At 62.1% G+C, this 21,269-nt stretch carries 17 protein-coding genes; 5 read left to right on the plus strand and 12 right to left on the minus strand.

The genetic code is table 11. From position 1 onward, the window contains the following. Positions 1 to 332: 332 nt before the first annotated feature. Both AC1DVE_RS08780 and AC1DVE_RS08785 read right to left on the minus strand, forming a co-directional pair. Positions 333 to 1,346 (minus strand): aldo/keto reductase, encoded by a 1,014-nt coding sequence (locus AC1DVE_RS08780; RefSeq protein ID WP_477783887.1) that lies wholly within the window; start codon positions 1,344 to 1,346, stop codon positions 333 to 335. 195 nt (positions 1,347 to 1,541) lie between these two features. Next, entirely contained in the window at positions 1,542 to 2,852 is a 1,311-nt protein-coding gene (locus AC1DVE_RS08785; protein ID WP_223460787.1) for an MFS transporter, read from the minus strand. A gap of 170 nt (positions 2,853 to 3,022) precedes the next feature. Here AC1DVE_RS08785 and AC1DVE_RS08790 point away from each other — a divergent pair, with 170 nt between their 5' ends. The 3 genes from AC1DVE_RS08790 to AC1DVE_RS08800 all read left to right on the plus strand — a co-directional run bounded on the left by AC1DVE_RS08790 (position 3,023) and on the right by AC1DVE_RS08800 (position 6,757). After that, entirely contained in the window at positions 3,023 to 4,144 is a 1,122-nt protein-coding gene (locus tag AC1DVE_RS08790) for a sugar diacid recognition domain-containing protein (RefSeq protein ID WP_223460785.1), read from the plus strand. Between the two features lie 164 nt (positions 4,145 to 4,308). Further along, the gene (locus AC1DVE_RS08795; RefSeq protein WP_223460784.1) at positions 4,309 to 5,451 is read left to right on the plus strand and encodes a glycerate kinase; all 1,143 of its coding nucleotides are present in this window, start codon (positions 4,309 to 4,311) and stop codon (positions 5,449 to 5,451) included. 118 nt (positions 5,452 to 5,569) lie between these two features. After that, positions 5,570 to 6,757: a pyridoxal phosphate-dependent aminotransferase gene (locus tag AC1DVE_RS08800; protein WP_223531524.1), complete on the plus strand. Its 1,188-nt coding sequence runs from the start codon at positions 5,570 to 5,572 to the stop codon at positions 6,755 to 6,757. 104 nt (positions 6,758 to 6,861) lie between these two features. On the opposite strand, the gene AC1DVE_RS08805 is transcribed toward AC1DVE_RS08800, so the two are convergent. The 10 genes from AC1DVE_RS08805 to AC1DVE_RS08850 form a co-directional block, all read right to left on the minus strand. Further along, positions 6,862 to 7,839, minus strand: a complete 978-nt coding sequence (locus tag AC1DVE_RS08805) for a 2-hydroxyacid dehydrogenase (protein WP_223531523.1) — start codon at positions 7,837 to 7,839, stop codon at positions 6,862 to 6,864. Between the two features lie 21 nt (positions 7,840 to 7,860). Next, the gene (locus tag AC1DVE_RS08810; RefSeq protein ID WP_223460778.1) at positions 7,861 to 9,159 is read right to left on the minus strand and encodes an MFS transporter; all 1,299 of its coding nucleotides are present in this window, start codon (positions 9,157 to 9,159) and stop codon (positions 7,861 to 7,863) included. A 103-nt stretch (positions 9,160 to 9,262) separates the two neighbouring features. Further along, positions 9,263 to 10,249 carry a sugar kinase gene (locus tag AC1DVE_RS08815; protein ID WP_223460776.1) on the minus strand — a complete coding sequence of 329 codons (987 nt, stop codon included), beginning with the start codon at positions 10,247 to 10,249 and terminating at the stop codon, positions 9,263 to 9,265. Continuing rightward, a complete protein-coding gene (locus AC1DVE_RS08820) occupies positions 10,242 to 11,024 on the minus strand; it encodes a sugar phosphate isomerase/epimerase family protein (RefSeq protein WP_223460774.1) in 783 nt (260 codons plus the stop codon). Before AC1DVE_RS08820 ends, AC1DVE_RS08815 begins: the two co-directional genes overlap by 8 nt. Before the next feature lie 100 nt (positions 11,025 to 11,124). Beyond that, positions 11,125 to 12,150, minus strand: coding sequence for a LacI family DNA-binding transcriptional regulator (locus tag AC1DVE_RS08825; protein WP_317848722.1), 1,026 nt, complete (start codon positions 12,148 to 12,150; stop codon positions 11,125 to 11,127). 140 nt (positions 12,151 to 12,290) lie between these two features. Then, positions 12,291 to 12,899 (minus strand): LysE family translocator, encoded by a 609-nt coding sequence (locus AC1DVE_RS08830; protein ID WP_223460773.1) that lies wholly within the window; start codon positions 12,897 to 12,899, stop codon positions 12,291 to 12,293. Between the two features lie 52 nt (positions 12,900 to 12,951). Then, positions 12,952 to 13,791, minus strand: coding sequence for an AraC family transcriptional regulator (locus AC1DVE_RS08835; protein WP_223460771.1), 840 nt, complete (start codon positions 13,789 to 13,791; stop codon positions 12,952 to 12,954). Positions 13,792 to 13,867: 76 nt separating this feature from the next. Further along, a complete protein-coding gene (locus tag AC1DVE_RS08840) occupies positions 13,868 to 14,509 on the minus strand; it encodes a DUF1345 domain-containing protein (RefSeq protein ID WP_223460769.1) in 642 nt (213 codons plus the stop codon). A gap of 196 nt (positions 14,510 to 14,705) precedes the next feature. Next, positions 14,706 to 17,804 (minus strand): efflux RND transporter permease subunit, encoded by a 3,099-nt coding sequence (locus AC1DVE_RS08845; protein WP_223460767.1) that lies wholly within the window; start codon positions 17,802 to 17,804, stop codon positions 14,706 to 14,708. Between the two features lie 15 nt (positions 17,805 to 17,819). Beyond that, the gene (locus AC1DVE_RS08850) at positions 17,820 to 18,977 is read right to left on the minus strand and encodes an efflux RND transporter periplasmic adaptor subunit (protein WP_223460765.1); all 1,158 of its coding nucleotides are present in this window, start codon (positions 18,975 to 18,977) and stop codon (positions 17,820 to 17,822) included. Between the two features lie 267 nt (positions 18,978 to 19,244). Between AC1DVE_RS08850 and AC1DVE_RS08855 the strand changes: the two genes are divergently transcribed. Beyond that, positions 19,245 to 19,946, plus strand: coding sequence for a response regulator (locus AC1DVE_RS08855; RefSeq protein WP_007985461.1), 702 nt, complete (start codon positions 19,245 to 19,247; stop codon positions 19,944 to 19,946). Positions 19,947 to 19,950: 4 nt separating this feature from the next. Continuing rightward, positions 19,951 to 21,252, plus strand: coding sequence for an ATP-binding protein (locus AC1DVE_RS08860; protein WP_223460763.1), 1,302 nt, complete (start codon positions 19,951 to 19,953; stop codon positions 21,250 to 21,252). The last annotated feature ends 17 nt before the right edge of the window (positions 21,253 to 21,269 follow it).

Below are 21,269 nucleotides of genomic sequence, written 5' to 3' on the forward strand. Positions count from 1 at the left end.
GCTTGATAGCAGAAACCGGCATTGCCATTGAACATCCCCCGAGATATGGTTTTGAGCACTTGAAGGGCTCACCCAGAGGCGCAGGCTTGTTCCTATCGTCGGTCTAGCCAGATGCATTCTTTATCGGCGCTTGGGTGAAAGGAGGAGGGGCGAAATCTCCCACGGATCTGTACTGCGCTAACAGTCAGAATCGAGCCTTGTCCCTCCTCCTCCCTTCAAGTCCTAGCATACAAGCGAGCCTGCTCGCGAAAGCGGTGTGTCAGTCAGCATTGATGTTGCTGACACTCCGTCTTCGCGAGCAGGCTCGCTCCCACACTGGGTTATAGGTTGATTCAGTTGGTTCGCGGTGTACGCCCCGGCACAAAATGGCTCACATCATTGAACCCCGGTGTCGACGCATGCCCCGGTGTCACCAGCGAATCGATGAACGCCTCGTCCTCGGCCGTGATCTTCACCGCCTGCGCCTTAGTGTAGGCGTCCCACTGCGCTTCGGTACGCGGCCCGACAATGGCCGAGGTAACGGCGCTGTTGTTCAGCACCCAGGCAATCGCGAACTCGACGATGCCGACGCCGCGCTGCTGGGTGTACTGCTGAATTTGCTGGGCGATGCGCAGGGACTCGACGCGCCATTCGGTTTCCAGGATGCGTTTGTCCTGGCGTCCGGCGCGGCTGTTGGCGTCCGGTTTCACATCCGGCGCGTATTTGCCGCTGAGCACCCCGCGCGCCAGCGGGCTGTAGGGCACCACGCCCAGACCGTAGTTTTGCGCCGCCGTGATCTGCTCGGTTTCAGCCTGGCGGTTGACGATGTTGTACAGCGGCTGGCTGATCACCGGCCGGTCAACGCCAAGCTTGTCGGCCACACGGATGACTTCGGCGATGCGCCAGCCACGGTAGTTGGACAGGCCCCAGTAACGGATTTTCCCTTGGCGGATCAAGTCGCCGATGGCCGATACCGTGACCTCCAGCGGCGTGTTGTGGTCTTCACGGTGCAGGTAATAGATGTCGAGGTAGTCGGTGCCCAAGCGCGTCAGGCTGGCATCGATGCCGTTGAACAGATGCTTGCGACTCAGGCCGCTGCGGTTGGGGACGCCGTCCACGGGGCCGAAGCCGACCTTGGTGGCCAGCACCCATTCATGGCGGCGGCTGGCGATGGCCTCGCCGACGATTTCCTCGGAACGGCCGTTGGTGTAGACGTCGGCGGTGTCGATGAAATTGATGCCCTGGTCCCAGGCCTTGTCGATGATTCGCAAGGAATCTTCGGCGCTGGTCTGTTCGCCGAACATCATGGTGCCCAGGGTCAGGGTGGACACCTGCAGGCCCGAATGACCCAGCGTGCGGTAGCTCATGAGCAAATCCTTTTACCAGTGGGAAAGGCTCAATCAGATACCAGAATCGCTCTGCGGGGCAAACCGATTTAACTAACAACTCAGATCAAATGTGGGAGCGGGCTTGCTCGCGAAGGCGGAGTATCAGACGACATTTATATTGACTGACACTCCGCCTTCGCGAGCAAACCCGCTCCCACAGGGGATTTGCGCTGCTTAGGCGCGCAGCGTGCGAGTCATGCGCAACGCCAGCAAACTGCCGCAGACAATCACGCCCGCCAGCAGGTACAGCGCCGCATCGGTCGAGCCGGTGCTGTCCTTGACCCAACCCACCAGGTACGGGCTGAGGAAGCCAGCCATCTGTCCCATCGAGTTGATCAGCGCCAGGCCGCCAGCCGCGGCGCCAGCACTGAGCAGGGCGGTCGGCACTGGCCAGAACATCGGCAGGCCGGTGAGGGCGCCCATGGTGGCGATGGTCAGGCCGAGAATCGCGATAGCCGGGTTGGCAGCGAAGTTCACCGCAATCAGCAGCCCCAGCGCGCCCATCAGCATCGGCACCACCAAATGCCAGCGACGTTCCTGGCGCAGGTCCGCCGAACGGCCAACCATCAGCATGAACACCGCGGCCAGCAGGTACGGAATCGCACTGAGCCAGCCGATCACCAGGTTATCGCTGAAGCCCAGGTTCTTGATGATCGACGGCAGCCAGAAGTTGATCGCGTACACGCCACTCTGGATGCAGAAATAGATCAGGCCGAAGGCCCAGATCGCCGGGTTCTTGAACACCGCCAGCAGCGAATCGGTCGTGGTTTTCGGCTTGTTCGCCAGATCTTCGGCGTGGTCGGCTTCCAGCACCGATCGCTCGAACGGGGTCAGCCACTTGGCGTTGGCGTAGCTGTCGCTGAGCAGGAAGTAAGCCAGCGCACCAAGGATGACGGTGGGAATGCCTTGCAGCAGGAACATCCACTGCCAGCCCGCCAAACCACCTTGGCCGGTGGCAAAGTGATTGAGAATCCAGCCGGAAAACGGACTGCCGAGCAGGCCGGAAACCGGGATCGCCGACATGAACAGCGCCATGATGCGGCCACGGCGGAAGGTCGGGAACCACTGCGAGAGGTACAACACCACGCCAGGGAAGAACCCGGCTTCGGCCGCGCCGGTGAACAGGCGCAGTGTATAGAACTCGGTCGGCGTGGTGACGAACAGCAGGCAGGTCGACAGGCTTCCCCAGGTAATCATCATCAACGCGATCCAGCGCCGTGGGCCGAATTTGGTCAACGCCAGGTTGCTTGGCACACCGCACAGCACGTAACCGATAAAGAAGATGCCGGCACCGAGGCCGTACACGGTCTCGCTGAACTTCAGCGCGTCGAGCATCTGCAGCTTGGCAAACCCAACGTTCACCCGGTCGAGGTAGTTGAACAGGTAGCAGATGAAAATGAAGGGGATCAAGCGCAGGGTGATGCGCTTGTAGACGGCGTTTTTGTCGTCAGCGATGGCGTCGGACGCTACGGCGCTCTGTGTCATGGCGGCTCTCTCTTTATTATGATTTTTTGCGATGCAAAGGGTAACGTTGATCGCCCAGAGAGTCTCGACCACCCTCAGGGTGGCTGTCTTTGTGCCTGAGCACAGGGTTTGCAACCAAGGCCTGTGCGGGTGAACAACCCGTTCCATCACCGTCTTCAAGGATTACTTGCATGTTCGAACTCGATCACGACCTGGCCCAGGACATCGTCGACCGGGCGATGGCTATCCTGCCGTACAACGTCAACGTCATGGACAGCCAGGGCTTGATCCTGGGCAGCGGCGAGCCGGAGCGGGTCAACACCCGGCATGAAGGCGCGCAACTGGTCCTGGCCAATGGCCGGGTGGTGGAGATCGATGCGCAGACGGCGATTCATCTCAAGGGCGTGCAGCCGGGCATCAACCTGCCGCTTTTGCTGGACCAGCGCCTGATCGGCGTACTGGGCATCACCGGCGAACCCGAGCAACTGCGCACCTACGCCGAGCTGGTGCGCATGACCGCCGAAATGTTGGTGGGCCAGCGCAACCAGCAGGCCGAACAACAATGGCGTCGCCAGCGCTGCGATGATCTGCTGGCGTTGTTGCTCAGCGAAGCTGGGGATGCTCCGCGACTGGTCGATGAAGCAGCGCAGCTGGGCCTCAAGCCACAGATGACCCGGGTGCCGTACCTGTTCGAACTGGGCCTGGAGCACGCGCCAGGGCAAACCGTCGAGGCACTCAGCGCCTGGTTGACCACCCGTCATCCCGACAGTTGGTGCGTGAGTTCAGCCAAGACCTCGTTGCTCTGGTGCCGGCCGGCGAGCCAGACGGTTGAGAACGAGCGCTTGCTGGACAAACTCGACGGCCTGGGCTGGAACATCCTGCGCATTGCCGTGGGTGGGCAGGCCGATGGACTTTCGGGCTTGCGTCGCTGCTATCGCCGGGTCGGTGACTTGCTGGCCTACGGGCGCGAGGTGTTGCCGCGCTCCCGATTGCTGACGCTGAACCGTTATCGGCTGCCGGTGATGCTCTGGCGCCACCGCAACGACGACGCACTCGATGAGTTGCTCAATCCGCTACGCAAGGTCATTGCCAAGGACAACAACGGCCAGTTGCTGGCAACCCTGCGCAGCTGGTGCGAACACGACGGCCAGAGCCAGGCCTGCGCCGATGCGTTGGGCATCCATCGCAACAGCCTGCGCTATCGCATAGAGCGGATTGCCGAGCTGAGCGGGGTTGATCCACTAAGATTGGACGGCATGCTCGCGTTGTACCTCGGCGTGCAACTGCTCCCCCAGACAGACGGGAACCCCTGAACCATACACATTCCCTGTGGGAGCAAGCCCGCTCCCACCCGGTAACGCGTCTGCCACGGGCTTTGTGGAAATGAACAATAATCCTCATCGGCGCTTGTGCAGCGGACCGGCGTTATTGTTCATGGCGGCTGGCAGCATGTGGACATTGGAACTGGAGAATTCCCATGAAAATCGTGATCGCCCCCGATTCGTTCAAGGACAGCCTCAGCGCTCAAGGCGTGGCCGATGCCATTGCCTTGGGATTGGCGCAGGTCTGGCCTGATGCCCAACTGATCAAATGCCCTATGGCCGACGGTGGGGAAGGGACTGTCGAGTCAATCCTGGCCGCGTGCGAAGGCGAACAGCGCCGCACCGTGGTTCGAGGGCCGCTGGGGGCCACGGTGGAAGCCGCCTGGGGCTGGTTGCCGCAGAGCCACACCGCGATCATCGAAATGGCCGAGGCCAGCGGTTTGCAGTTGGTCCCGGTGGTGCAACGGGATGCGTGCATCAGCAGCACCTTCGGTACCGGGCAATTGATCCGCGCCGCGCTGGATGCCGGTGCACAACGGGTGATCCTGGCGATTGGCGGCAGTGCGACCAATGACGGCGGCGCCGGTGCCATGCAAGCCTTGGGCGTGAAATTGCTCGACGCCCAGGGGCAGACGCTGTCACCGGGCGGCCTCGCCCTTGCGCAATTGGCCCGCGTCGACCTGAGCGACATTGATCCGCGTCTGGCACAGGTGCGCTTCGACATCGCCGCCGACGTCAACAACCCGTTGTGCGGCCCCCACGGTGCCTCGGCGATTTTCGGCCCGCAAAAAGGCGCCTCGCCCGTGCAGGTCGAGCAACTGGACCGGGCCTTGGGGCACTTTGCCGACTATTGCGCGACTGCCTTGAACAACGACGTACGCGACGAGCCGGGCAGTGGCGCGGCGGGCGGCCTGGGGTTTGCCGCCAAGGCGTTCCTCGGTGCGCAATTCAAGGCGGGTGTTGAAGTGGTAGCCGAACTCGTGGGCTTGGCCGACGCCATTGCAGGCGCCGATCTGGTCATCACCGGTGAGGGGCGTTTCGATGCGCAAACCCTGCGCGGCAAGACGCCGTTTGGTGTGGCGCGGGTCGCCCGGGAACATGGCGTGCCGGTCATCGTCATCGCCGGCACGTTGGGCGAGGGCTATCAGGCACTGTACGAGCATGGTATCGACGCTGCGTTTGCCCTGGCGAGCGGGCCGATGACCCTGGACCAGGCCTGTGCCGAGGCGCCGCGCTTGCTGCGTGAGCGGGCAACTGATATCGCTCGTGTCTGGCGGATGGCTGTCCGCTGCGGCTGAGGGTTTTTCACAAAAGCCCCGATGGCAGTTTTGGCGGTGGATTTGCACGCCATGGTGGCGCGCTTCGTGATTTGAGATAGGGTTGTGGCTGGGAGCACCCGCGCGACAGGAGACCGACATGCGCTATTCAGCCTTGACCCAACGAATCGCCGGTGACGGAGCGGCGGCTTGGCAGATTCACGATCGAGCGCTGCAATTGCGCGAACAGGGCGTCGATGTCGTGCTGCTGTCAATTGGCGATCCCGATTTCGATACGCCGCAACCCATCGTGCAGGCCGCCATCGCCAGCCTGTTGGCCGGTGATACGCACTATCCTGAAGTGCGCGGCAGTCGAGGGCTGCGCGACAGCATTGCCCGGCGGCATCGGCACCGCAGCGGTCAGGCGGTAGATGCCGAGCATGTGATCGTCTTTCCGGGCGCGCAGTGTGCGGTGTATTCGGTGGCGCAATGCCTGCTCGATCCGGGCGATGAAGTGATTGTCGCCGAGCCGATGTACGTGACGTATGAGGGCGTGATCGGCGCTTGCGCGGCCACAGTGGTCCCGGTGCCAGTGTGCCCGCAGAACGGGTTTCGCGTTGACCCGGCAGATGTCGCGGCACGGATCACGGCAAAAACACGCGCCATCCTGCTCAACAGTCCGAACAATCCATCAGGCGCCAGTCTGTCGTTGCCGATCTGGCAGGAATTGGCAACGCTGTGCATTCGCCACGATTTGTGGCTGATCAGCGATGAGGTCTACAGCGACCTGCTGTACGAGGGTGAACACATCAGCCCGGCGAGTCTGCCGGGCATGGCCGAACGTACGGCGACAATCAACAGCCTGTCCAAGTCCCATGCCATGAGCGGTTGGCGGGTGGGTTGGGTGATCGGGCCCAAACCCATGGCCGGACACCTGGTCAATTTGTCGCTGAGCATGTTGTTCGGCATTCCGGATTTCGTGCAGAACGCTGCGCAGTTGGCGCTGGACCGGGACCTGCCGGAAGTGGCCTCGATGCGCGAAGAGTATCGCCAGCGCCGAGACCTGGTGTGTGCAAGTCTGAGCCAGTGTCCGGGCCTCAGGCCGATTCGCCCGGATGGCGGGATGTTCGTGATGGTCGATGTAGGCCAGACCGGGTTGTCGGCCCAGCGCTTCGCCGAACGACTGCTGGAAGACTATGGCGTGTCGGTACTGGCCGGTGAAGCTTTCGGGCCGAGTGCGGCGGGGCATATCCGCATCGGGTTGGTGGTGGATCAGATGAAGCTGGCTGATGCATGCCGGCGGATTGCTTTGTGTGCGACGGATTTGCTGGAGGTGCGGCGGGCCTGAGGTCGTTGTGTTGCGTGTGCGGGCCCCGTCGTCGGAACGCCGCCCAGAGCGAGCTTGCTCCGGGCGGCGTTCCGACGATAGCTATGAGGCAAACGCCAAATCCCTCAAGCCTTCCAGGCTTGAGCGTTGACTAAATTGGCCGGCCGTTCACCCGCCAGCGCCGCCAACAGGTTGTCCACCGCGCATCTGGCCATGGCTTCCCGTGTTTCATGGGTGGCCGAGCCGATATGCGGTGTTGCCACCACGTTGTTCAACTGCAACAACGGCGAGTCCTGATTCAACGGTTCGCGTTCGAATACATCCAGCCCGGCCGCGCGAATCTGGCCCGCACGCAAGGCTTCAATCAGTGCTGCTTCGTCCACCACTTTACCCCGTGAAATATTGATGAAGATGGTCTCGGGACGCATCAGGGCGAACTGTTCTGTGCCGATCAACCCTTCGGTTTCAGCGGTCAGCGGCAACGTCAGGCAAACGAAATCGGCCTGTTGCAACAGCTCCGGCAGGCTTCGATAGTGCGCATTGAACCGCTGTTCCACCGCCGGTTTCGGTGACTGGCTGTGATAAATCACCGGCATGCCAAACCCGAAATGCCCGCGCTGCGCGAGGGCCTCACCAATGCGACCCATGCCAATGATGCCCAGGGTTTTACCGTGCACGTCGCTGCCGAAATGCGTGGGGCCGATGTTGCGGGTCCAATTGCCTTCACGAATCATGTTTGCCAATTCCACTACGCGCCGGGCCGTTGCCAGGATCAGCGCGAAACCAGTGTCGGCGGTAGTTTCTGTCAATACATCCGGCGTGTTGCTGAGCAGGATGCGCCTCTCGGTCAGGTAGTCGATGTCGTAGTTATCGACACCCACCGAGACGCTGGCAATGGCTTGAAGGTTGGGTGCCAGATCGAGCAGTTCGGCATCCAGCTTCAGGCTGGCACCCAGCAAACCGTGGGCGCGGGGCAGGGCATCGCGCAGTTTGGCCAGGCCCTGGGCATCAAGGTTTTCGATCTGCGTCACTTCGGCCTGCTCGTGCAGGCGAGCCATCAACAGCGGCGAGAGTTTCTTGTACAGGACGACCTGCTTTTTCATCTTTGAGATCTCAACTTCAATTCAGGAATGTGCCGTGGCAGTGCGCGTTACTGTGGCCGTGGGCCGCTCCCGATCGCTGGCGCCGGGCTTGAGGCAAATGGTCAGCAGCACCGAGCACATCAGCGCGCCGCTCATCAACAGGTACGAGGCGCCGGGCGAGCCGGTGGAGCTGTTCAGGTAGCCGACCAGATAGGAACCGCCAAAGGAACCGAGGGCGCCCATGCTGTTGATCAGCGCCATGGCGCCGCCCGCGACGTTGGCCGGGAGGATCTCCGGAATGATTGCGAAGAACGGTCCGTAAGGCGCGTACATGCAGGCACCGGCAATCACCAGCAGGGTGTAGGACCCCCAGAAGTGTTCGGCACCCAAGGCGTAGGAACCATAGAAGGCAATCGAGGCAATCAGCAGTGGCGGCCAGACGAAACGTTTACGTTTTTGCAGCTTGTCCGAACCCCAGGACACCAGCAGCATGCCGATCACCGCCGCCAGGTACGGCAGCGCCGACAGCCAGCCGGCCTGGACCATGTCCATCTGCGCGCCGGCCTTGAGGATAGACGGCAGCCACAACACGAAGCCGTACACGCCAATGCTCCAGCAGAAAAACTGCAGTGCCAGGATGATCACTTTGGGTGAGCGGAACGCTTCGGCGTAGTTCTTCACGGCCTTGATGCCGACCTGTTCTGCGGCCAGTGCGCTTTCCAGGTCCTGTTTTTCCTGATCGTTGAGCCACTTGGCTTGTGACGGACGATCATCGGCCAGACGCCACCAGATGAATGCCCACAACACCGCTGGCAAACCTTCGACGATGAACATCCAGCGCCAGCTGTAATGCTGCACCAGATAGCCCGAGACCACCGACATCCACAGCATGGTCACCGGGTTGCCGAGGATCAGGAAGGTGTTGGCCCGCGAGCGTTCGGCGCGGGTGAACCAGTGGCACAGGTAGATCAGCATCGCCGGCATCACTGCCGCTTCGACCACGCCGAGCATGAAGCGGATGACGATCAGCCAGTAGGCATTGGAGACAATCCCGGTCAACGTCGCCAGGCTGCCCCAGAGGATCAGGCTGACGAAAATCAGCTTCTTCACACTGTGTTTCTGCGCGTAGATCGCGCCGGGTACCTGGAAGAAAAAGTAGCCGAGGAAGAACAGCGCGCCGAGCATCGACGACAGGCCTGGTGTGATCATCAGGTCTGCCGCCATGCCGGACGCGGCGGCGAACCCATAGTTGGCGCGATCCAGATACGCCAGGCTATAGGTAATGAACACGATGGGCATGATGTACCACCAGCGGCGGGTGGCGAGCGTTGCGGTTTTCATGGTGGTGCTCCTGAGCTTGTTGTTTTTGTCGCAGCAGGTAACGGTTTGAATCTTCGGTGCCTTTACTGGCCTCATCGCGAGCAGGCTCGCTCCTACATTGGATCTAAGGTCGACATAAATCCCGTGTAGGAGCGAGCCTGCTCGCGATGGCGGCCTCAAATTCGCTGACCATTTCGGATCGGGTAGGCAACCCCTCCATATCCCCCCGGCTCTGCACCGCCCGGCTGCCAATCCAGTTGGCGCGTTTCACGGCCTCGACAACGCTTTGGTTTTCCAACAGCGCGCTGATCATACCCACGGCAAAACCATCGCCGGCGCCCACCGTATCGACCACTGTTTGCACCGGTACGCCAGCCACGAAACCTTGATCAAGATGTGTGCGGTAGTAAGCCCCGTGTGGGCCAAGCTTGATCGCCACGGCTTCGGCGCCTTGGTCAAGGTAGAAGGCGGCGATGTCGGCCGGGTCTTCGAAACCGCTCAGCAAGCGACCTTCGCTCAACCCCGGCAGCACCCAATGGGCGAGGGCGGCGAGGCGGTTGATCTCGGTGATCATTTGTTGCTCGCTGGCCCACAGGCTCGGGCGCAGGTTCGGGTCGAAGGACACACTGCGCCCGGCCTCGCGCATGCGGGTCATCAACTCGAACGACATCTGCCGCGCCGACTCCGACAGCGCCGGGGGAATGCCGGTGGCGTGCAGGTGTCGGGCCTTGAGCAATTCGGGCACGATCGAGTGCGGCGACAGGTGGCTGGCCGCCGAACCACGGCGGAAGTACTCGACCACCGGATCGCTGCCGTCGTCGGTGCGGGACTTGAGTTGAAATCCGGTCGGGTGGACGGTGTCGATGTCGACGTGGCGGCAATCCAGGCCTTGTTTTTCCAGGGTGTCGACCACGAACCGGCCCAACGAATCGGCACCGACACGGCTCAGCCATGCCACGTTGAATCCCAGACGGGAAAGACCAATGGCGACGTTGCTGTCAGCCCCGGCAATGCGTTTGTGGAAAGCGCCGACGCTGGCCAGGTCACCAGCCTGCTCGGCGACGAACATCGCCATGGTCTCGCCGAACGACAGAATATCGATCTTAGACATGAGCACTCTCCAGCTGCGATTGGCCGAGGTGGGCGAGGGCGGTAACGTGCTCGGTGGTCAGTTGCACCAGGTCATCGCCTTGCAGCGGATATTCCGCGGCCCGCATAACACCTTGGGCCATGTGCCGCAGCAGGTGTTCCCACTGTTGCAGGTCACTGACGGCGGGTGGGATAGCGACCAGTTTGCCGTCGGCGCGGCGGGTCACCGCTTTGCAGTGCACGTAACCGACGTGACGTCCGAGCAAGCGCGCGGCGCTGGCGGCGGACTGGTCCTGCCAGTGCCAATTGCCGATATCGAAGGTCATCTTGATCGGCAACTGGTGCTGCTCGACGTCCGCGAAAAAACGCTGGAAGGGTTCAATGCGGCCGCCGTGCAGGGTCTGGTCGTTTTCCACCAGCAACTGCACGGCGCTTTCGCCCAGCACACGGGCGAGAGTTTGCAGATCGCTGTTGTCGGTGAAATAGCCCAGCGACACCTTCAGCCATTTGGCGCCGAATGCCTGGGCGCGTTGCAGGGCCGTGATCAGTTCGGCGTTGGGTTTGGATTGCCCGGCCAGCCATAGCTCCATGGGCGACGAATACACGCTCTGCAGGCCCTCTGCTTGAGTGGCATCGGCCAGTTGAGCGGGGTCCTCGATGGTCAGCAACTCTTCGCGCCACTCAATGCGCGTGGCGCCGGCGGCGGCGAGAATCTCGATGAAGCTGCCCTGGCCGCGTTGACGCACAAGGTCGGCGCCGTAGCTGGAAAGGCTGATGGAAACGGCTGGTTTGTTCATTGTTTTTCTACCTCTGAAACCGGTTTCATTTTTGTTCAAAAAAATTTTCAGTGCTACTTGGGGCCCCTTCGCGAGCAGGCTCGCGAAGGGGCCTTAACATTCAACGCAAATTCCCAAGGGTCGACCCCCGCACAACCAGCCGCGCGGAAAAATCCAGCGTCCGCACCGCCCCGTCATCCCCACGCAACCGCTTGAGCAGACACTCAAAGGCACTGGCGCCCATCTCGGTGGTCGGCTGCGCGAGGGCGGTAATACCACTGCCCACCAACGGGTACCAATCCAAGTCATCGAGGGCGATCAAGCCCACGTCATCGAACAGGTTGCACTTGAGTTCACGCAATGCATGGGTGCTGGCTAGCGCTGCAATCCCGTTCGCGCAAAACAGCGCCTTCGGGCCGGGGCCAGGCGTGTCGAGGAAGGATTTCAATTGTGCGGTCAGTTCGCTGCCGGTTTCGATGTGCGTGCCGCGAAGCGCCGGGCGTTGCTCGATTTGCGCCTTGAAGCTGCTGACCCGCTCAATCCGCGAACTGGTGCCATCAAGCGGCTCAGTCACTAGCAACACATCGCAATAACCGCGTTCTTCAAGGTGGTTAAGGGCCATGTCTATGGCCTGCGGGTTGTTCAGCCCGACCATATCGCTTTCAAGGTTCTCCACCTTGCGATCCACCAGTACCAGGGGCATTTCCCGGTGCAGTTCGTGCAATTCGTCACGATGATGACCGAGGGTGTTCACGATCAGGCCTTCGATGTTGTACGAGCGCAGCAGGGCCAGGTGCTGGCGCTCTTGCTCGTCGTCGCGGTCGGTGTTGCACACCACCAGGCTATAGCCGTGCTGACGGCAGGCGGTTTCCACCCCGTGCATCACGGCAATTGAATAAGGGTTGCGGATATCGGCCACCAGCATGCCGATCAGGCGGGTGCGCCCGCGTTTCAGGCCGCGGGCCATCTGGTTCGGGCGATAGCCGAGTTCGGCAATTGCCTGTTCGATGCGCAGGGCAATGGCATCGGAGAGCAGGGCGCGATCATCGCCGATGAACCGCGAAACGCTGGCCTTGGAGACCTTGGCGTGTTCGGCCACGTCGAGCATGGTCACGCGGCTGCGCTGAGCGGCGGAGAAATCGTTCACGGTCTGAAACCTTCTTATTGGATTTATAAGGTCAAGTGCTTCGTGAGACAGCACTGAAACCGGTTTCAGGAGACACCAAAAGCCATTTCACCGTCAAGCCCTGGATGATTGATTGTCGAACAATGAACGACAAGTGGCCGTCAGGCCAACACGCTCAACCACGCAGAACCCAGCAATAACAGGCCCATGCTGCGATTGAAGCGTTGCATGGCACGGGGTGAGCGCAACCAGCGGCTTGAACCGGCACCGAGCATCGCCCAGACCGCGAGACATGGCAGGGAAACCAGAAAAAACACCAGCGACAAATACGCCACCTGCACTGCGCGATGCTCGCCACCCACGGCGAATACGCTGACCACCGCCAGCGCCATCATCCAGGTTTTCGGGTTGACCAGTTGCAGGCTGGCGGCGCCCACCCATCCGAGGCGCGCTTCGCTGTTGCGGTCGGCAATGGCTGTCGCCGGGGCGCTGAAAATCTGCCAGGCCAGATAACTCAGCCACGCCACGCCGGCCCATTGCATGATGCCTTGCACAGCGGGCCACGCGGTCAATGATGAACCGATACCCGTGCCCACCAGCAACACAAGAGTCGCAGCACTGGCACAGGCGCCGACGATGATCGGCACAGCCGCGACCCACCCGTATCGAGCGCTGTTGCTCAGCACCAGAATATTGGTCGGGCCGGGGGTGATCGAAGCCACGAAGGCAAACAGCAGGAAAGGCAGTAACGTCGGGAACGAGGGCAGCATCGCGGGCTAACTCCGGTGAAGATCAGTGAAGTCGATCTTCACTATCCCGGGCTTATCTGTCTGGAAGATTTGAGCAGCGTTTGCGGTACAGCGCTGGCGTCAGGCCGTAGGCGCGCATGAACCAGCGCCCCAGATGGCTCTGATCAGCAAAGCCCAGCGCCATCGCCACCGCGGCCGGTTGTTCGCCACGGGCCAGCAGGCGGCGGGCGGTGGCCAGGCGCAATTGCACCAGATACGCGTGGGGTGCCATGCCATAGGCAGCCTTGAACGCGCGGGTCAGGCGGAAGCGGTCGACGCCTGTGACGGCTGCCAGTTGATCGAGGCCGATGTCGTATTGCGCGTTGGCATGCAGGTATTCCCGGGCTTTCTGCGCCACTCGCGGCAGACGCGGGTCCTGGCCATCGCGGGCGCGCCAGTGCAAGTGGCTGGTCAGGCGTTCGAGCAAACCGTCAAGGGCGGTCTGGCGGACAATCTTCAGTTCACCGCGATGCAGGGTTTCAAACGCCAGGCTGGTGGCCTGGGCCAGACGCGCATCGCTGGCCAGGGTGGCGGCGAAGCTGAGCTGGCTGTTGTCGGGGGCATGATCGAACACGGCGCCGAGTTCACGCTGCAACCACTGTGGGTCGAGGTACAGCATGCGGTAGGTGAAACCGTCGGCGGTCGGGGCTTCGCCGTCATGGATGTCACCGGGTTCCAGCAGAAACACCTTGCCCGGCGTGCTCTGGTGCCTGGCCCGTCGGCAATTGAATTGTTGCAACCCTTGCTCGGTGACGCCCACCAGATAGCTGTCATGCCAGTGCGGGTCGTAGGCGTGGCCTTCGAAATGCGCGCGCAGGGTCTCGATGCCGGTGTCGGCATCCTGGGCCAGGTCGATCCAGTTGTGAGCGCTCATGGGGCACCTGCGAAACGGTTTGCCGGGCTATTTAACGCCTTGACCGAGGGCCATGCCTAGAACGTTTGTGCAGTCATCAACCGAACAGTCCTGCCGCGATGTTGATCGAGAACCCGAGAATGGCGGTGTTGAACACAAAACCGATCAACGACTGCGCGAGCACGATCTTGCGCATGTCCCGGGTGGCCACGCCGACATCCGAGGTTTGCACCGCCACGCCGATGGTGAACGAAAAGTACAGGAAGTCCCAGTAGTTGGGGGTCGTCAGCCCTTCGGCAAAACGCAGCGCCGGCTCCTTGCCGTCCCAGATGTAATACAGCCGGGCGTAATGCAGGCTGAAGATGACCCCGATCAGCAGCCATGAACCGATGACGGTCAGCGCAGTGAAGCCGTAATGCAAAAGCTTGCGCGTGGTTTCCAGGTCTTTGCTGCCAGCCAGTTCGAAGGTAATGGTCGCCAGGCTTGCCAGTGCCGCAATGCACACCAGTGCCAGCACCAGCCCGGCGTTTTCGTCTTCGATTTCGGCGATGCGTTTTACGTCAGGCGCCTTCGAGCGCACGGTGAGCCAGAGCATCAGCAGCAGGTAGATCCAGACGCCGGCATTCCAGCCGATGAGGATCTTGCCGATCGGCGAATCGGCCGGAACCAGAATGCCCACCGCGATGCCCAGCAGGATGGCGGCGGACAGGCGAGGGTGGGTGCGGGTGAGGAAGGACATGGAGGCTCGATGGGTTGGGGCTGTGAAATCACCTTAGCCCAGGTGATCCCAATCTTGAAATCACTGAGATCCCCTTGTGGGAGCGGGCTTGCTCCGGGCGGCGTTCCGACGAAGGCGCACTGTCAATCAACACGGATGTTGAATGTGATGGCCTCTTCGCGAGCAAGCCCGCTCCCACATGGGACAGTGGTGCTGGTCAGGTGTTTTTATGTTGCTTGCGCACCAGCTTCATCACCACCACAAAAAACACCGGCACGAACACCACGGCCAGCGTCGCCGTGATCATCCCGCCGATCACCCCGGTGCCGATGGCCTGCTGGCTCGCCGAACTGGCGCCGGTCGCGATCGCCAACGGCACCACGCCAAGGATGAACGCCAGTGAGGTCATGACAATCGGCCGCAACCGCAGGCGCGCGGCTTGCAGGGTGGCGTCGATCAGGTCGTGGCCTTCGTCGTACAGGCTCTTGGCGAACTCGATGATCAGGATCGCGTTCTTCGCCGACAGGCCGATGATGGTGATCAGCCCGACCTTGAAGAACACGTCGTTGGGCATCCCGCGCAAGGTCACCGCCAGCACCGCGCCGAGCACGCCCAGCGGCACCACCAGCAGCACCGAGGTCGGGATCGACCAGCTCTCGTACAACGCTGCCAGGCACAGGAACACGATCAGCAGCGACAGCCCCAGCAGGATCGGCGCCTGACTGCCGGACAACCGTTCCTGCAACGACAATCCGGTCCATTCCTGGCCCAGGCCCGCCGGGCCTTGCGCCACCAGCCGCTCGATCTCGGCCATGGCCTCACCGGTGCTGTGGCCCGGGGTCGGTTCACCGGAAATGCTGATCGCGGGGTAGCCGTTGTAGCGGGTCAACTGCGCCGGGCCCTGAGTCCATTTGGCCTGCACAAAGGCCGACAAGGGCACCATTTTTTCTTGGGTGTTGCGCACGTGAATCTTCAGCAGGTCAGCTACCTGGCTGCGTTGATCGCCTTCGGCTTGCACCACGACGCGCTGCATCCGCCCCTGATTGGGGAAGTCGTTGATGTAGGCCGAGCCCACGGCCGTGGACAGCACGTTGCCGACGTCGGCAAAGGACACCCCCAGCGCGTTGGCCTGCTTGCGGTCGACCACCAGTTGCACCTGCGGCGCCTCGGCCAGGGCGCTTTCGCGCACGTTCATCAGGATCGGGCTTTTTTCGGCCGCCGCGAGTAACCCGGTGCGGGCTTCCATCAACCGCTCATGGCCGAGACCACCGCGATCCTGCAGGCGGAACTCGAATCCGCTGGACGTACCCAGGCCATCCACAGGCGGCGGCAGTACGGCAAAGGTCACCGCGTCCTTGATCTGGCTGAGGGCGACGTTGGCCCGGTCGGCAATCGAAGCCGCCGAATCGTCGCTGCCGCGCTCGGACCAGTCTTTGAGTGTGCTGAAGGCGAGTGCTGCGTTCTGGCCACTGCCGGAGAAGCTGAAACCCAGGATCACCACACTGTCCCGAATACCCGGCTCGGTAGCGTTGTGCGCCTCGACTTGCTCAGCCACCTTCACCGTGCGGTTCTTGCTCGCACCCGGAGGCAACTGGATGTCGGTGATGGTGTAACCCTGGTCTTCTACTGGCAAGAACGAAGAGGGCAAGCGACTGAAGGCCAAGCCCAGACCGATCAGCAGCACGCCGTAGATCAGCAGGTAGCGCCCAGTGCGTTTCAACGCGTAGGCCACCCAATCCTGATAGCGCTCGGTCAGTTGCTCGAACCGGCGGTTGAACCAGCCGAAGAATCCGGATTTTTCATGGTGCTCGCCTTTGGCAATCGGCTTGAGCAATGTCGCGCACAGGGCCGGGGTCAAGGTCAGGGCGAGGAAGGCCGAGAACAGGATCGAGGTGGCCATCGACAGCGAAAACTGCTGGTAAATCACCCCGACCGAGCCCTGCATGAACGCCATCGGAATGAACACCGCGACCAGCACCAGGGTGATGCCGATGATGGCCCCGGTGATCTGCTGCATGGCCTTGCGCGTGGCTTCCTTGGGCGACAGGCCCTCGGTGGCCATGATCCGTTCGACGTTCTCCACCACCACGATGGCGTCGTCCACCAGAATGCCGATGGCCAGCACCATGCCGAACATGGTCAGCACGTTGATCGAAAACCCCAGCGCCAGCATCGTCGCAAAAGTGCCCATCAACGCCACCGGCACCACCAGGGTCGGAATCAGCGTATAGCGGATGTTCTGCAGGAACAGGAACATCACCGCGAACACCAGCAGCATGGCCTCGCCGAGGGTGTAGACCACCTTGGTGATCGAAACCTTGACGAAAGGCGAGGTGTCGTACGGGATCGAGTACTCGACGTTCGCCGGGAAATAGCGCTTGAGTTCGTCCATCTTCGCCCGCACCAGGGTCGCGGTGTTCAGGGCGTTGGCACCAGGCGACAACTGCACGGCGACGGCGGTGGACGGCTTGCCGTTCAGGCGTGTGGAAAACTGGTATTCCTGGCTACCGATCTCGACCCGCGCCACGTCGCTGATGCGCACGGTCGAGCCGTCCGGATTGGCCTTGAGGACGATGTCAGCAAACTCTTCGGGGGTCGACAACTGACCCTTGACCAGAATGGTCGCGGTGATTTCCTGGGTGGTGCGGGTCGGCAGATCGCCGATGCTGCCCGCCGACACCTGGGCGTTTTGCGCGACGATGGCGGTGTTGACGTCCGCCGGCGTCAGGTTGAAGGCGAGCAGTTTCTGCGGGTCGATCCAGATCCGCATCGCCCGTTCGGCGCCGTACAGCTGCGCCTTGCCGACGCCATCCAGACGCTTGATCTCGTTCATCACGTTGCGCGCCAGATAATCGCTGAGCGCCACGTCGTCGAGTTTGCCGTCGCTGGACGTGAGGGTGATCAACAGCAGGAAACCGGAGGAGACTTTCTCCACTTGCAAACCTTGCTGGATGACCGCTTGCGGCAGGCGTGACTCCACGGCTTTCAGGCGGTTCTGCACATCCACCTGAGCCAGTTCCGGATTGGTGCCCGGCTGGAAAGTGGCCTTGATGGTGGCGCTGCCCAGGCTGCTCTGGGATTCGAAATACAACAGGTGATCGGCGCCGTTGAGCTCTTCCTCGATCAGGCTGACCACGCTCTCGTCCACGGTTTGCGCCGAAGCGCCCGGGTACACGGCATAGATTTCAATCTGCGGTGGCGCGACGTCGGGGTATTGCGCCACCGGCAGTTGCGGAATGGCCAGCGCACCGGCCAGCAGGATGAACAAGGCAACCACCCAGGCGAATACCGGGCGGTCGATAAAGAACTGCGGCATAAAAAAGCGTCCTGCTTACTGACCAGTCGCCTGGGCAAGTGGAAGAGGGGTGTCGTCGATCTGCACTTTCTCGCCGGGGCGGGCGTGCTGCAGGCCCTCGATGACGATGCGGTCGCCTGCTTTCAGGCCGCCGGTGACGATCCAGCGATCGTTCTGCACGGCGCCCAGTTCGACCGGTTGCTGCCCGACCCGCTGTTCGGCGTCGAGCAGCAGCACCTGGGCGATGCCAGCGCTGTCGCGCTGGATGGCCCGTTGCGGCACGCTGATACCCTGCTGGTTGACCGCTTGTTCCAGGCGCACGCGCACGAAACTGCCGGGCAGCAAGTCGAGGTCGGGGTTGGGGAACTCGCTGCGCAGGATGATCTGGCCAGTGCCCGGGTCGACGGTGATGTCGCTGAACAGCATTTTGCCCGGCAGCGGGTAGAGGCTCCCGTCATCCTGAATCAGCGTGGCCTTGGCCTGGTCCTGGCCGACCTGCTGCAACTGACCGGAACGGAAGGCGCGGCGCAGTTCGTTGAGTTCGCGGGTGGACTGGGTCAGGTCGGCGTGAATCGGGTTCAGTTGCTGAATCAGTGCCAGCGGCGTGGTTTCGTTCTGCCCGACCAGCGCGCCTTCGGTGACCAGCGCGCGACCGATACGCCCGGAAATCGGCGCGGTGACGGTGGCGTAACCGAGGTTCAGCCGGGCGCGTTCCACCGCAGCCTTGTTGCCGGCGACGTCGGCGGCGGTCTGCCGTGCGTTGGCCCGGGCGTTGTCGTAGTCCTGGCCGCTGATGGCCTTGTCGTCGATCAACCGGGCGTAGCGTTGCTCCTGCAATTTGGCCTGGAACGCATTGGCTTCGGCCTTGTGCAACGCCGCTTCGGCACTGTCCAGGTCAGCCTTGAACGGCGCAGGGTCGATGCGGAACAATACATCGCCCTGTTTCACGTCACTGCCTTCGCGGAAGGTGCGCTGCAAGACCACGCCAGCCACGCGGGCACGCACTTCGGCCATGCGCGGTGCGGCAATCCGCCCGCTCAGTTCGCTGCTGATGGTCAGTGGCCGCGCTTCGATGGTCTCGATGCGAACCGTGGCCAGCGGCGCCTGTTCCTCGGCGTTCGAGGACTTGTCACACGCGCCCAGTGTCAACGCCAGTGCAATCAGGCTGAGCCTGGCAAGCAGATTCTTCGACATGTAATACCCCAATAAAGACCCCCAGCATCCTACTGGGCGACGGCGAGGGTAGCGGTGAAGCTTTGTTGGTGCTGTGTGAAATTGTGTAAGGGTTTTACTCAGGTGTGCGTGAGGGCGTATATCCTTCAGTCCTTGATTTCTATTGCGCCTGACAGGCCGCCATCGCGAGCAGGCTCGCTCCCACAGTTGAAATGCGGTCCCCTGTGGGAGCGAGCCTACTCGCGAAGAGGCCGGTGCAGACGCCACAGCTCTTTCTGGAAACACCCCATGCCCAACATCCTCCTGGTCGAAGACGACACCGCCCTCGCCGAACTGATTGCCAGCTACCTGGAACGCAACGGTTATTCCGTCAGCGTGATCGGTCGCGGTGACCATGTGCGCGAACGTGCGCGGCTCAATCCGCCGGACCTGGTGATCCTCGACCTGATGCTGCCCGGACTCGACGGCTTGCAAGTCTGTCGCCTGTTGCGCGCCGATTCTGCGACCTTGCCGATCCTGATGCTCACTGCCCGCGACGACAGCCACGACCAGGTCCTGGGCCTGGAAATGGGTGCCGACGACTACGTCACCAAACCCTGCGAGCCGCGGGTGCTGCTGGCCCGGGTGCGGACCTTGCTCCGCCGCAGCAGCCTCAGCGAGCCGCAGACCGCCAACGACCGCATTCTGATGGGCAACCTGTGCATCGATTTGTCTGAACGCACCGTGACCTGGCGCGAGCAATTGGTGGAGCTGTCCAGCGGTGAGTACAACCTGCTGGTGGTGCTGGCCCGGCATGCCGGCGAAGTATTGAGCCGCGACCAGATCCTGCAACGCTTGCGCGGCATCGAATTCAACGGCACCGACCGTTCGGTGGACGTGGCAATTTCCAAGCTGCGGCGCAAATTCGACGACCACGCCGGCGAGGCGCGCAAGATCAAGACCGTGTGGGGCAAGGGTTACCTGTTCAGTCGATCCGAGTGGGAATGCTGAGCCGATGTTCAGAATCCTCTTTCGTTTGTACCTGGTGACCATCGTCTCGTTCAGCGCCGCGATTTACCTGGTGCCGGATCTGGTGGTCAAGGTGTTCCACGAGCGCTTTGTCACCTACAACCTCGATTATTCCCGTGGGCTGCAAACGCTGATTGTCAAACAGTTTCACGCGGCCCCGGCCGAACAGTGGCCGGCCCTGGCCGCTGAAATGGACAAGGACTTCAATCCACTGCACATCGTGCTCAGTGACAATGACGACAGCAGCCTGACGCCTGAAGAACAGCAGCGCTTGCGCCACGGCGAGAACGTCGTGCGCGTGGGCGACTGGGGCTGGCGCACGCTGGCGGTCGCGCCGCTGAATGAGCGCACCGTGGTGCAAATGGTCGTGCCACCGGACCCGCTGGACGTCAATCTGTTGTACTGGAGCATCAACGTCCTGATCGGCGCGACCATGCTCGCGTGCCTGTTGCTCTGGCTGCGCCCGCACTGGCGTGATCTGGAACGCCTCAAGGGCGCGGCCGAACGCTTTGGCAAGGGCCACTTGGGCGAGCGCACGCAAATCTCTCCGAGCTCCAACATCGGCAGCCTGGCCAGTGTGTTCGACACCATGGCCGGCGACATCGAGAACCTGCTCAACCAGCAGCGGGACTTGCTCAATGCGGTGTCCCACGAGTTGCGCACGCCGCTGACGCGCCTGGATTTCGGCCTGGCGCTGGCACTGTCCGACGACTTGCCGGCGGCCAGCCGCGAGCGCCTGCAAAGCCTGGTGGCGCACATTCGTGAACTCGATGAATTGGTACTGGAACTGCTGTCCTACAGTCGCCTGCAAAACCCGGCGCGGCTACCGGAGCAGGTCGAAGTGTCGCTGGATGAATTCATCGACAGCATCCTCGGCAGCGTCGACGAGGAAATGGAGTCCCCGGAAATCGTCATCGACGTGCTGCTCCACGGCCAGTTCGAACGCTTCAGCCTGGACCCGCGCCTGACCGCCCGCGCCTTGCAAAACCTGCTGCGCAACGCCATGCGCTACTGCGAGAAGCGTATTCAGATCGGTGTGCAGGTGTATACCGGGGGCTGTGAAATCTGGGTCGACGATGACGGCATCGGTATTCCGGATGACGAGCGCGAGCGGATCTTCGAACCGTTTTACCGCCTCGACCGCAGTCGCGACCGCGCTACGGGTGGTTTCGGATTGGGACTGGCGATCAGCCGCCGCGCGCTGGAGGCCCAGGGCGGCACGCTGACGGTGGAAGCCTCGCCGCTGGGCGGGGCGCGGTTTCGCTTATGGTTGCCGGCTTCGGCTTGACTGGCGCTCGGGATAGC

The organism is Pseudomonas sp. P4_B4, from assembly GCF_056402255.1.

Bases quoted from the DNA above. Each gene is read 5' to 3' on its own strand.
- AC1DVE_RS08800 (WP_223531524.1), top strand. From the start codon at position 5,570: ATGCGCTATTCAGCCTTGACCCAACGAATCGCCGGTGACGGAGCGGCG.
- AC1DVE_RS08845 (WP_223460767.1), bottom strand. From the start codon at position 17,804: ATGCCGCAGTTCTTTATCGACCGCCCGGTATTCGCCTGGGTGGTTGCC.
- AC1DVE_RS08795 (WP_223460784.1), top strand. From the start codon at position 4,309: ATGAAAATCGTGATCGCCCCCGATTCGTTCAAGGACAGCCTCAGCGCT.
- AC1DVE_RS08785 (WP_223460787.1), bottom strand. From the start codon at position 2,852: ATGACACAGAGCGCCGTAGCGTCCGACGCCATCGCTGACGACAAAAAC.
- AC1DVE_RS08860 (WP_223460763.1), top strand. From the start codon at position 19,951: ATGTTCAGAATCCTCTTTCGTTTGTACCTGGTGACCATCGTCTCGTTC.
- AC1DVE_RS08790 (WP_223460785.1), top strand. From the start codon at position 3,023: ATGTTCGAACTCGATCACGACCTGGCCCAGGACATCGTCGACCGGGCG.
- AC1DVE_RS08840 (WP_223460769.1), bottom strand. From the start codon at position 14,509: ATGTCCTTCCTCACCCGCACCCACCCTCGCCTGTCCGCCGCCATCCTG.
- AC1DVE_RS08855 (WP_007985461.1), top strand. From the start codon at position 19,245: ATGCCCAACATCCTCCTGGTCGAAGACGACACCGCCCTCGCCGAACTG.
- AC1DVE_RS08815 (WP_223460776.1), bottom strand. From the start codon at position 10,249: ATGTCTAAGATCGATATTCTGTCGTTCGGCGAGACCATGGCGATGTTC.
- AC1DVE_RS08850 (WP_223460765.1), bottom strand. From the start codon at position 18,977: ATGTCGAAGAATCTGCTTGCCAGGCTCAGCCTGATTGCACTGGCGTTG.
- AC1DVE_RS08820 (WP_223460774.1), bottom strand. From the start codon at position 11,024: ATGAACAAACCAGCCGTTTCCATCAGCCTTTCCAGCTACGGCGCCGAC.
- AC1DVE_RS08830 (WP_223460773.1), bottom strand. From the start codon at position 12,899: ATGCTGCCCTCGTTCCCGACGTTACTGCCTTTCCTGCTGTTTGCCTTC.
- AC1DVE_RS08805 (WP_223531523.1), bottom strand. From the start codon at position 7,839: ATGAAAAAGCAGGTCGTCCTGTACAAGAAACTCTCGCCGCTGTTGATG.
- AC1DVE_RS08780 (WP_477783887.1), bottom strand. From the start codon at position 1,346: ATGAGCTACCGCACGCTGGGTCATTCGGGCCTGCAGGTGTCCACCCTG.
- AC1DVE_RS08835 (WP_223460771.1), bottom strand. From the start codon at position 13,791: ATGAGCGCTCACAACTGGATCGACCTGGCCCAGGATGCCGACACCGGC.
- AC1DVE_RS08810 (WP_223460778.1), bottom strand. From the start codon at position 9,159: ATGAAAACCGCAACGCTCGCCACCCGCCGCTGGTGGTACATCATGCCC.